The organism is Exiguobacterium sp. s63 (genome assembly GCF_018617335.1).
Lineage (GTDB): Bacteria > Bacillota > Bacilli > Exiguobacteriales > Exiguobacteriaceae > Exiguobacterium.
This window is the reverse complement of the sequence record NZ_JACSKB010000002.1, coordinates 537932-549697: the sequence shown is the minus strand read 5'-3', so window position 1 is coordinate 549697 and position 11766 is coordinate 537932. Positions and strand designations below refer to the sequence as shown.

The 11766-nt window shown below is 47.0% G+C and carries 14 protein-coding genes; all 14 read right to left on the bottom strand.

Annotated elements, in window-relative coordinates:
- Nucleotides 1–15: 15 nt before the first annotated feature.
- Complete coding sequence (locus KNO90_RS09635) at nt 16–1716, bottom strand: proline--tRNA ligase (protein WP_215113539.1); 1701 nt, start codon at nt 1714–1716, stop codon at nt 16–18.
- Nucleotides 1717–1748: 32 nt separating this feature from the next.
- The gene (gene rseP, locus KNO90_RS09630) at nt 1749–2999 is read right to left on the bottom strand and encodes an RIP metalloprotease RseP (RefSeq protein ID WP_214740163.1); all 1251 of its coding nucleotides are present in this window, start codon (nt 2997–2999) and stop codon (nt 1749–1751) included.
- Between the two features lie 3 nt (nt 3000–3002).
- Nucleotides 3003–4160 (bottom strand): 1-deoxy-D-xylulose-5-phosphate reductoisomerase, encoded by a 1158-nt coding sequence (gene dxr, locus KNO90_RS09625; protein ID WP_214740161.1) that lies wholly within the window; start codon nt 4158–4160, stop codon nt 3003–3005.
- A 14-nt stretch (nt 4161–4174) separates the two neighbouring features.
- Entirely contained in the window at nt 4175–4972 is a 798-nt protein-coding gene (locus KNO90_RS09620; RefSeq protein WP_215113494.1) for a phosphatidate cytidylyltransferase, read from the bottom strand.
- Between the two features lies 1 nt (nt 4973).
- Entirely contained in the window at nt 4974–5711 is a 738-nt protein-coding gene (locus tag KNO90_RS09615) for an undecaprenyl pyrophosphate synthase (RefSeq protein WP_214740157.1), read from the bottom strand.
- An 84-nt stretch (nt 5712–5795) separates the two neighbouring features.
- Complete coding sequence (frr, locus tag KNO90_RS09610) at nt 5796–6356, bottom strand: ribosome recycling factor (RefSeq protein ID WP_214740155.1); 561 nt, start codon at nt 6354–6356, stop codon at nt 5796–5798.
- Complete coding sequence (gene pyrH / locus KNO90_RS09605) at nt 6353–7078, bottom strand: UMP kinase (protein ID WP_214740153.1); 726 nt, start codon at nt 7076–7078, stop codon at nt 6353–6355. The genes frr and pyrH overlap by 4 nt, the downstream gene beginning before the upstream one ends.
- Before the next feature lie 110 nt (nt 7079–7188).
- Nucleotides 7189–8070: a translation elongation factor Ts gene (tsf, locus tag KNO90_RS09600; protein ID WP_078146717.1), complete on the bottom strand. Its 882-nt coding sequence runs from the start codon at nt 8068–8070 to the stop codon at nt 7189–7191.
- Between the two features lie 117 nt (nt 8071–8187).
- On the bottom strand, nt 8188–8928 hold the full coding sequence (gene rpsB, locus KNO90_RS09595; RefSeq protein ID WP_215113493.1) for a 30S ribosomal protein S2: 741 nt from the start codon (nt 8926–8928) through the stop codon (nt 8188–8190).
- Between the two features lie 152 nt (nt 8929–9080).
- A complete protein-coding gene (locus KNO90_RS09590; RefSeq protein ID WP_214740145.1) occupies nt 9081–9467 on the bottom strand; it encodes a hypothetical protein in 387 nt (128 codons plus the stop codon).
- A gap of 12 nt (nt 9468–9479) precedes the next feature.
- Nucleotides 9480–10250, bottom strand: coding sequence for a FliA/WhiG family RNA polymerase sigma factor (locus KNO90_RS09585; RefSeq protein WP_214740143.1), 771 nt, complete (start codon nt 10248–10250; stop codon nt 9480–9482).
- A gap of 12 nt (nt 10251–10262) precedes the next feature.
- Nucleotides 10263–10748, bottom strand: a complete 486-nt coding sequence (locus KNO90_RS09580) for a chemotaxis protein CheD (protein WP_214740141.1) — start codon at nt 10746–10748, stop codon at nt 10263–10265.
- Nucleotides 10741–11340 carry a chemotaxis protein CheC gene (locus tag KNO90_RS09575; RefSeq protein ID WP_214740139.1) on the bottom strand — a complete coding sequence of 200 codons (600 nt, stop codon included), beginning with the start codon at nt 11338–11340 and terminating at the stop codon, nt 10741–10743. Before KNO90_RS09575 ends, KNO90_RS09580 begins: the two co-directional genes overlap by 8 nt.
- Nucleotides 11330–11761, bottom strand: a complete 432-nt coding sequence (locus KNO90_RS09570) for a chemotaxis protein CheW (protein WP_015881410.1) — start codon at nt 11759–11761, stop codon at nt 11330–11332. The genes KNO90_RS09575 and KNO90_RS09570 overlap by 11 nt, the downstream gene beginning before the upstream one ends.
- Nucleotides 11762–11766 lie beyond the last annotated feature (5 nt).

Below are 11766 nucleotides of genomic sequence, written 5' to 3'. Positions count from 1 at the left end.
TGTCACCTTCATCCATTAATGAACTTCGCTCAATTTTGAAGCGATGACTTGTTTCAATTCATCGATTGATGTTTCAATCACTTCACCTGTTGCACGTACTTTCACTTCAACGATGCCTTCACCGGCTTTTTTCCCGACGTTCACGCGAATCGGAAGTCCGATCAAATCTGCATCCGCAAACTTGACGCCCGCACGTTCTTTTCGGTCGTCGAACAAGACATCGTATGTTTGACCGAGCTCTTCATAAAGACGGTTCGCCAACTCGACTTGAGTCTCATCTTTTGCGTTGATCGCAATCAAATGGAGATCGAACGGCGCCACGTTACGTGGCCAAACGATTCCACGGTCGTCGTGATGTTGTTCGACGATGGCTGAAAGTGTACGTGACACTCCGATGCCGTAGCAACCCATGATGAGTGGTTCGGCACGACCCTCTTCGTTGAGGAATGTCGCACCCATCGCTTCTGAATATCGTGTTCCGAGTTTAAATACTTGCCCCACTTCAATTCCACGAGCAAAACGAACTGGACCAGACTCATCCGGTGCCAAATCACCTTCGACAACGAAACGTAAATCGTGGTATGTCATCTCGGCAAGGTCGCGCGCAGCGTTTACACCCGTGTAATGTGTGTTCGCCTCGTTTGCACCACAGACAGCATTCACTAAGTACTTGACCGCATAGTCAGCAACGACTTTGACCGGAGCGTTGATTGGTCCTAGTGTACCTGGCGCACAGTTGAACAACTCAACGATTTTCGCTTCTTCTTCAAGTTGAATGTCGAGTCCACCGAGTGCGTTCTTCACTTTGACTTCATTCGCTTCATGGTCGCCACGAACAATTGCCATGACAGTATCGCCATCCACGTTAAACAAGACAGACTTGATTGTCGTCTTCGGATCCACATTTAAGAACGCCGCCACATCTTCAATCGTACGATTTTCTTCCGTGTCCACTTTTTTGAGCGGACGAACGTCAGCTTGTTGCATCTCATAACGATCAAGTGTTTCGGCCATCTCAATGTTTGCCGCATAGTTTGATGTGTCGGTATAGACAATCGTGTCTTCCCCGATGTCCGCGAGTGCTTGGAATTCGTGTGTGTCTTTCCCGCCGATTGCACCAGAGTCTGCGACGACTGGACGATATTTAAGTCCTGTACGGTCGAAGATGCGTGAGTACGCGTTATACATGTTTGTATACTCTTCGTCCAAGTCCTCTTGTGTCGCATGGAATGAGTATGCATCTTTCATCAAGAACTCACGTCCACGAAGCAACCCGAAGCGTGGACGACGCTCGTCGCGATACTTCGTTTGAATTTGATACAGATTCATCGGAAGTTTTTTATACGAGTTGAGTTCATCTCGGACGATCGATGTGATCAATTCTTCATGTGTCGCGCCGAGTGCGAAGCGACGATCATGACGATCCGTCAACCGCATCAATTCAGGGCCGTAAATGCCCCATCGTCCTGTCTCTTCCCAAAGTTCTGCCGGTTGAATGGCAGGCATCAATAACTCCTGTGCACCGGCACGATTCATCTCTTCACGGATGATCGTTTGGATGTTGTGTAACACACGATGTCCGAGTGGAAGATATGAATAGATTCCTGCCGCATTTTGACGGATGAATCCTCCACGGACGAGAAGTTGATGGCTGACCGCTTCGGCGTCAGCCGGTACTTCTCTCAATGTAGGCATGAGCAATCTAGATTGTTTCATACAGTTCAACGTTTCCCTTCTCTACAAACAGCTTATTTAAAGAATGATTGAATGTCGTTCCAAGTGACAATCAACATTAAAATCATCAAGAGTGCGAATCCGATAAAGTGGACGAATCCTTCCTTCTTCGGATCGATTGGACGTCCCCGTACCGCTTCGAACAAGAGGAAAATCAAGCGTCCTCCGTCTAACGCTGGCAATGGGAGCAAGTTGAAGATGGCAAGGTTGACGGAAAGAAGCGCTGTCCAGTTCAACAGCATGATCAATCCGCTCGCCGCCACTTCATCTGTCATCCGGACAATCCCAACAGGACCTGCCAATTGATCGACACCGACTTGTCCTGTCACCAAATCACCGACAGCAGAGAAGATGAGCGTCGACATAGTCCATGTCGTTTCCGCCCCCGTCGTCACAGCTTTGACCGGTGATCGTTCGAGCGCGTTCGTGACACCGAGTATCCCGACCGTCTCTCCGTTTTGCTCGACAGCTTGTGGAGTTAGCGTGATTGTTTCTTCTTCGCCATCGCGGATGTATGTGACTTCCGTAGGGGTATCCGCTCGATCAGCTAAAACCGAACGTAAATCGAGCCAATCCGTAATTTGCTTCCCTTCAATCGATACAATCTCATCACCGCTCATTAATCCTGCCTCATCTGCGGCTGAATCCGGTTGAACGGTACCGATTTGACCATCGTTCGTTGGAGTACCTTGAACGAGACCGACAATAACAAGCAAGATGAACGCTAATACGAAGTTCATCGCCGGACCGGCTGCAATCGCCAAGACACGCTTCCAAACCGACTGGGCTCCAAATGTTCGATCATGCGGTGCGATTTGAATTTCCATGCCCTGGTCGACAAGAAGTGTATCTCGTTCTAACGAGTAAACACGTACTTCTTCGTCGATGAGAAGTTGCACTTTCAACTCGTGCGTCGAATCAAACTTATCGACGGTTCCGACGACTTGGACATCAGTAGCCGTATCCGGTTGGAAATAGACGCGGTCCACTGTTCCTGTTTCGGTTAGACGGAGTCCGACATGCTGACCCGCACGGACTTCAATCGGTTCGAAATCTTCCCCGGCCATTTTGACATATCCGCCAATCGGCAAAAGTCGAATGGTATAGAGCGTTTCATTTTTACGGAATGAAACAATTTTTGGTCCAAAGCCAATCGCAAACTCGTGACAGAGAATGCCTGCCCGTTTCGCCATGACGAGGTGTCCCCACTCATGTACTGAAATGAGAACGCCAAACATCAAAACGATGGCGATAAAAGTCGTCATGATTTATTCCCCACCTTCAATTCCTTGCTGAATCTGTTGACGTACTACTCGGTCCACTTCTAAAATTTGTTCGAGCGTCGGATGCGCAATCACTTCATGTCGAGTCATTGCCTCTTCAACGATTCGTTCAATTTCTAAAAACGTAATATGACCGTTTAAGAATAGGTCCACTGCCACTTCATTGGCTGCGTTCAGGACAGTCGGCATCGTACCACCGGCCCTACCTGCTTCGAACGCTAATCGAAGTGCTGGATAGCGCTCAAAATCAGCTTCTTCAAAATGTAGCTTTCCGATTTCCTTCAAGTTTAACCGCTTATTCCCCTCAATTTCAAGCCGCTTCGGTCCTGATAATGCATATAGGATGGGGCCGCGCATATCCGGGTTTCCAAGCTGGGCCATCACGGCGGCATCTTTGAATTCTACCATGCTATGAATGATCGATTCACGATGCAAGATGACTTCAATATCATTATAATCGATATCGAATAGCCAGTGTGCCTCGATGACCTCAAGTCCTTTATTAAACATCGTTGCCGAATCAATGGTGATTTTCGCCCCCATCGACCAGTTTGGATGGTTCAATGCATCTTCGACTGTTACATCAGACAACTCTTCCCGAGAGCGATCGCGGAAACTACCACCCGAAGCCGTTAATATGATTTTTGAAACGTCTTCTCTCCGCTCGCCGTTCAAGCATTGGAAAATAGCAGAATGTTCGCTGTCGACTGGCAACAATTTGACTCCATGTTCTTTCACCGCCGCCTTGACGAGATGCCCGGCGGTGACGAGTGTTTCTTTATTAGCGAGCGCAATATCTTTACCTGCTTGAATCGCTGCGAGCGTTGGTTCGAGCCCAACTGCTCCAACGACTGCAGTGACGACGATATCAGCCCGTTCAGCCGTCGCACATTCTTTCAAGCCCTCCGAACCAATGAAATACAACGGTTCGTATGTAAGGCGAGGCTTTAATTGTTCAAGTACCTCGATGCTTGTCGCTGATACATATTTTGGTCTAAGTCGATTGATCCATTCTGTAGCGACATCGACGTTCGTTCCAAACGCATACGCCTCAAGTTCAAACAGGTCGGGATGCTGTTCGATGACGTCACATGTTTGTACGCCAATCGAACCAGTTCCCCCAATTAAGCTAATTCGCTTCATCTCGACACTCCTTTTTATAGCAGATTAAACACCCAAATGACGGTAAAGACCGCAATCATACTATCAAATCGATCTAAAATTCCTCCATGCCCTGGTAAGAGATGACCTGAGTCCTTCACACCAAATTGACGTTTATATGCAGATTGTACTAAATCGCCGAGTTGACCGACGACAGCCACAACAATTGCCAAGATGAGCACTTCTACAACGGGCAAGATCGGATCAACCAAAACGAAGATGACACCGAGTACAATCGCAGAAACAATGCCTCCAATTGCCCCTTCAATCGTTTTGTTCGGACTGATAGACGGCCACAATTTAGCTTTTCCGAACGCCTTGCCGGTAAAGTATGCACCTGAATCCGTCGCCCAAATCATGAACAAGATGAGCAACACTTTGGATAGACCATCGTCAGACAGTCGGACGAGTGCAAAGCTGATGAAACCGACAACTAAATAGACAGCTGAAACGAAATAGAAGCTGGCATCTTCATACGTGAATCGATTTTTTGTGACGACCGTCCAAAACAACAGTAGAACGAGGCCCAATACGAGCCACTGTTCGACCGAGAACGGGAGGTCGTCCGTGACGATATGTTTTTCTAATAACAATAAGATGAATGGAAACGCCACAAGTAGTGCCGTCACTAAAAACGGGAATGCCAATAATTTATGCTTTCGCATTAACGTGAACTCGCTCAGTCCAATCAGCGCAAGAATTCCCATCAGTGAGACAAAGGCGTTTCCCCCGAGCGCGATGACCGTGATAAAAATGGCACCTGCCCATAGTCCTGTTATAATTCGTGTCTTCATGTTACACCCCACCAAAACGCCGCGTGCGCGCGTTATATGATTCAATCGCTTCTACAAAATGCTCACGCTTAAATTCCGGCCACAGCACCTCTGTGAAATGGAGTTCTGCATATGCGCTTTGCCATAATAAAAAGTTCGAGAGTCGTTGTTCACCACTCGTCCGAATGATGAGGTCCACATCTTGAACGTGGGTCATCAATCGTTCACCAATCATGTGATCGTCGATGGCATCAGGTTGAATCAATCCAGACTGTACGTCTTCAGCGATACGACGCATAGCCTGTACAAGTTCATCGCGTCCGCCATAATTCAGAGCAAAAACGAGTTGTAACCCCGTGTTGGCAATGGTACGTTCTCTTGCCTCATCAACAGCCTCTCGCGTCTCTCGAGGAAGTTTCGACGTATCTCCTGCAACGAGCACCCGTACATTCTGTTCATGGAGTTCTCTTAAATCGGTCTCCAAAAACTGTTTCGGTAATTTCATCAAGAATGAGACTTCTTCTTCCGGACGAGTCCAGTTCTCTGTAGAGAACGCATACAACGTGAGAGATTGAATTCCAAGTTCTTGAGCAGTTCGAACTGCTTCCCGGATGGATTTCATCCCTTCCCGGTGACCCATGATGCGAGGAAGACCACGTTTTTTGGCCCAGCGTCCATTTCCATCCATGATGATGGCTACGTGCTCAGGAACACTCAACTCCGCCTCGATTTTGGTTTTAGGATTCACCCATTTAAACATTCTATTATCCTCCTGATTGTATGAAAGAAGGACCCTCTCAGAAAAAGGGTCCCCACACAGCTTTTTGGTATACCACTTCCGTGATTACACTTCCATGATTTCTTTTTCTTTAACTGCTGCAGATTCATCAATCTTCTTAATATACGAATCCGTCAACGTTTGAACGTCATCTGCATATCCGCGGAGGTCGTCTTCAGTTAACTCGCCATCTTTCTCGAGTTTCTTCAAGTTTTCGTTAGCGTCACGACGAACGTTACGGACAGCGACTTTCGCTTCTTCCGCATATTTTTTCGTGACTTTAACTAACTCTTTACGACGTTCTTCCGTCAATGCAGGAATAGCCAAACGGATGACTGTACCGTCAGATGATGGAGACAAGCCGAGGTCTGCCTTTTGAATCGCTTTTTCCACTTCAGAAACCAACGATTTATCCCATGGTTGAATCAAAAGAAGACGCGCTTCCGGTGTATTGATGTTGGCCACTTGATTGAGAGGTGTTGGGACACCGTAGTAATCAACTTGGACAGGATCCAAAATCGATGCGCTGGCACGGCCAGTGCGAAGCGTTCCAAAATCACGTTTAAGTGAAGAATGCGCTTTTTCCATTTTTTCTTCAGCTGTTTTCAATACTTCTTTGACACTCATGAATTGACTCCTCCTACTACCGTTCCGATATGCTCCCCGAGAACGACACGTTTAATATTACCTTCTTCAAGCAATGAGAATACAATCAATGGAATGTGGTTGTCCATACAAAGTGACGTTGCCGTCGAGTCCATAACTTGGAGGCCGTCTTTTAAGACGTCAAGATAAGACAACGTATCGTACTTCACTGCCGTTGCATCCAATTTCGGATCGGCAGAATAGACGCCGTCTACATTGTTTTTACCCATTAAAATGACATCAGCTTCGATTTCAGCTGCACGAAGGGCAGCTGTCGTGTCCGTTGAGAAATATGGGTTTCCTGTACCGGCCGCAAAAATGACGACGCGCCCTTTTTCAAGATGACGCATTGCGCGACGACGAATGTATGGTTCAGCAACTTGTCGCATTTCAATTGATGTTTGGACACGCGTTTGGACACCGTACGTTTCAAGGCTATCTTGAAGAGCAAGTGAATTCAATACAGTCGCGAGCATACCCATGTAATCTGCATTGGCCCGGTCCATGCCGAGTTCACTGCCCGTCTTTCCACGCCAAATGTTTCCGGCACCTACAACAACGGCGACTTCTACACCCATCTCAATCAATTCTTTAATTTGATTTGAGATGGAGTTTACAATGTTAGGGTCAATCCCATAACCTTGATCTCCAGCGAGCGCTTCTCCACTCAATTTTAACACAATTCGTTTATATTTCGGTTCCATAACTTTGCCTCCTCTTGCTTGAAAAAAGGGAACACGCTCCCTTAACGAACTAACTCAAGGTGATACAGACGTGTTCCCAATTTTAGTTGCATCACAAATGATGATGCAGATTATTTTTTAAGTTGGTTCATAACTTCTTCAGCAAAGTTCTCTTCACGTTTCTCCATACCTTCTCCTACTTCGAAGCGTACGAACGAGTTGATTTTTCCGCCTTTTGATTCTACGTACTTACCAACTTTGAAGTCGCTGTCTTTTACGAACGTTTGGTCAACGAGGCAGATTTCCTCGAAGTACTTGTTCATACGACCAGCAATCATTTTCTCAACGATGTTAGCAGGTTTGCCTTCGTTAAGTGCTTGCTCAGTCAAGACTTTCTTCTCGCGGTCGATTTCTTCAGCTGATACTTCATCGCGTGTCGCGTAAAGTGGACGTGCTGCAGCAACGTGCATAGCAACATCTTTTGCAACTGTTTCGTCAGATGTGCCGTCGATGACAACGACTGAACCGATGCGACCACCCATGTGGAGGTACGTACCGAATACAGCATCGTCAGCTTTTTCAAGAACAGCTACACGACGGAGTGAGATTTTCTCTCCGATTGTAGAAGCTTCTTCTTGGATGTACGTTTCAAGTGTTTTACCTGCTTCGTACTCAGCTGCAAGTGCAGCTTCAGCAGTTGTTGCGCCTGATGCGAGTACTGCTTTTGCAACGTTGTTTACGAGCGTTTGGAACTTCTCGTTTTTCGCAACGAAGTCTGTTTCTGAGTTGATTTCGACGAGCACAGCTTTGTTGCCTTCAACTGCTACTGCTGTCAAACCTTCAGCGGCGATACGATCACCTTTTGCTGCTGCTTTAGCGATTCCTTTTTCACGAAGGAAATCGATTGCTGCTTGCATGTCACCGTCTGTTTCAACGAGTGCTTTTTTGCAATCGAGCATTCCTGCTCCTGTTTTTTCACGAAGTTCTTTTACCATTGCTGCTGTAACTGCCATCGGAAATTCCTCCTTGTAAAACTAACAATTTTTTAAGAAAAGCACAGGGCTTTTTGATTACATGTCCTAAAAAAAGGTGATAAAAGGCTTTCCCTTTATCACCTATTGTCTCACTGATTACTCAGCTTCTGTAGCTTCAGTTTCTGTCGCTACAGCTTCTTCAGCAACTTCTTCTTCACCTTGCTTCGCTTCGATGATTGCATCAGCCATCTTCGAAGTGAGCAATTTAACTGCACGAATTGCATCGTCGTTCGCTGGAATGACGTAGTCGATTTCGTCTGGGTCACAGTTTGTGTCGACAATCGCAACGATTGGGATGTTCAATTTGTGAGCTTCCGCGATTGCGATACGCTCTTTACGTGGGTCAACGATGAAGAGGGCGTCAGGCACACCAGGCATGTCCTTGATTCCGCCGAGGAACTTCTCAAGACGAGTCATTTCTTTTTTCAAGATGATGACTTCTTTCTTAGGAAGTACTTCGAACGTGCCGTCTTCTTCCATTTTTTCGAGTTGCTTCAAGCGGTTAATACGCTTTTTGATTGTTGAGAAGTTAGTGAGTGTTCCACCCAACCAACGCTCGTTAATGAAGAACATTCCAGAACGGATTGCTTCTTCTTTGATTGTATCTTGAGCTTGTTTTTTCGTACCAACGAAGAGGACGTTTCCGCCTTCTGCCGCGAGTTCACGAACAAAGTTGTAAGCTTCGTCTACTTTTTTGACCGTTTTTTGAAGGTCGATGATGTAGATCCCGTTACGCTCTGTGAAGATGTATTTCGCCATTTTTGGGTTCCAACGGCGTGTTTGGTGACCGAAGTGTACACCAGCTTCAAGCAATTGCTTCATTGAAATTACTGCCATGATAAATTTCCTCCTTGTGGTTTAAAAAAGTCCTCCGCCTCGTTCATCTTTGTATTCCGACCTTTCGGCACCGAGGAATACCATCCCGAGACGTGTGTGATGTGTTTAACACCGAGAACTACTATAGCATATGTCACGAAATCCGGCAACTCTCACTTTTTACGAAGTTTCGCATAGAGCGCGAGTTCGCCCTCTCCTTTTCCGAGGATTCGGGCAGCGTCCCGAACGGAGTGTCGCAACAAGACATCGTCCACGTCGATTGACGCGGACGGTTTTATTTCTTCTGTCTCTTCTTCGATCGTTTGAACGGACTCGTTGAGAGGTGTTGGCTCCTCTTGTTGAATCACGTTCGAACGTTCAGTGGGTTCCTGAACGACGAGGTCGTTCATCGACTCCATGAATGAGAGAAGCAACGTTTCGGTCTCTTGCTTCTCCCGTTCAAGCCGTTCGACTCGTTCCTGAAGCGCTTGGACTTGACGGTAGCCGAACAAAAAACCGTAAGCAACCAAACAAGCCATGCTCACATATATAATATACACTTGTTCATCTCCTTACGATGTCTTTTCTTCTAAATACGACCGCCCGAGCGCGAGCTTCAATGTTTTCAACGCCTTAGAATGAATCTGTGAAATCCGGGATGTTGATAGTTCAAGCACTTCTCCGATTTCTGTCAGTGTCAATTCGTCAAAATAAAATAAGGAAACGACGAGCCGCTCTTTTTCAGATAAATGATCGATTTCTGCAGCTAGAACGTCAATCAATTCACGTTGCAATAACGTATCTTCCGGTTTTTCCGAATCAGGGTCGAAATACGTGACAGACATGACTTTTCCTTCTTCTTGCAACGTCACAGCCTCATCAATCGACAACATATTGGCAAAATACCCTTCCGCCATCGTTCTTTCGATTTCAGAAATCGGCAAGTCGCATGCTGATGCTAACTCGCTCTTTGTCGGTGCACGATGCAACGACTGCTCTAGCTGTTCTGCCACGTGATCGATTTTTTTCACTTTTTCTCGGACCGACCGAGGCAACCAGTCCACTTTTCGTAACCCATCGATAATGGCTCCTCGAATCCGAAACGCAGCATACGTATCGAATTTGTTGTTGTGCTCTGGATCATATTTCATAAGGGCATCGTACAATCCCATGTAACCCAAACTTTTCAATTCGTCGCGTTCGACGCTCTTTGGAAGCGTCACGATCATCCGTTGTACGTGGTAGTGGATGAGAAACTCGTAATGTGCTAGTAGTTCGTTTGCTGTATCCATATCACGGTCCGTATTCCAGCGATCCCACAACTGTGTAAGATGAGTCGTCATGTCGATCCCCCCTTATAGTTCTTTCGTACCCACGCTCACCGTCCGAATTGATAAGACGGATGTCGCGACGTCAAACTCGATCGTCCGCCCGTTATGTCCGCCGCAATCTTCTGCAACGAGCGGGATCCGATGTACTTTTAATGCCTGACGAATGGCCTCGGCGTTTCGCTCACCGATTCGCATGGCCTCATTCTCATATTTAAATTGAAACATTTGAGCGCCGCCAGCCATCTTCGCTTGTAGCCGCGTCGCTCCATCACGTTTCAATGAATGGACGAGCGTATCGATGGCAGTATCCGCATATTTTCCTACTTCAATCGCTTGATTCTTCCGAGCAATCGTCGAATCCGGTAACATGACATGCGCCATAGCCGCCAATTGGAGGCGGGTGTCATATAAAATGACACCCACACACGATCCGAGTCCGGCTGTACGTAACCGATTCGGTGCAGTTGTCTGCTTCCATTCAGCAATGCCGATTTTTAATACTTCAGCCATGGCCAAGCAACCGTTCTTGAATCCGTTTTAGCGATCCATGTGTCGGTAGGAACAACACATGTCCTGCACTTACTTTTTGATCAATCATAAATGTCGTATCAATATATAGGGCCGAATCTTCCTCTGGTTGAACCGAAGTGACGACAAATTCGACAATCGAACCTGCCATATCGATGGCCGTTGCCGGCACTTGAATCATAATCGGTGTCTGTAACCAGTCGCCGAGTGCTCGGGCATAAGCACCGCTCATGATATTCCCGACCTCTTCCCAAGCCGACTGACCAAGTTCATCGACTGAATCGAATGAGTATGGCATCCCGATTAACGTCGAGACCATTTGCTCGGCATCTTCGACGGCGAACAAAATGAGAATCATTCCACGAATGTCACCATCTAATTCCAACAAGACCGAGGCAACATGTCGTTCTGGACCCCCGACTCGATCGGGCAAATACGTGATCGGCTCCATCTCAGCAGAAGACACGGTAATGTTCACGGGTTTTGAGAGCATGGCGGACAAGGCAGTCGCCGCATGACCAGACCCTATATTTCCCAGTTCCTTTAACAGGTCTTGTTCAAACTCACTCAGCATACTGTTCCTCGAACAACGCGTTCGCATCGAGTAATGAGAAGAGTTTGTCTTCTCCTTTGGCGATGGCCGTCAAATGAGCCGAAAGCATATCGCGGCTCGATTCCGGAATCGGTTCGATGCGAACTTCATCACTTTCTACGACTTCGTTCGCACGATCAACGATAAATCCAGCATCTCCTTGATTCAACGAGGCGATCAGGATGCGTGTCTCATCCGTTGGCTCGATTTCTTCATAGCCGAGACGTAAGCGAAGGTCAATGACCGGCGTGACGACACCGCGAAGGTTGATGACCCCTTTCACATGTGACGGGGCGTTCGGCACCCGCGTGATCGGCTGAAGTCGCTCGATTGAACGGACCGACTGTACGTCGATTCCGTACGTATTTTCTTCAAGTGAAAAAACTACCCATTTCTGTTCCATCTATA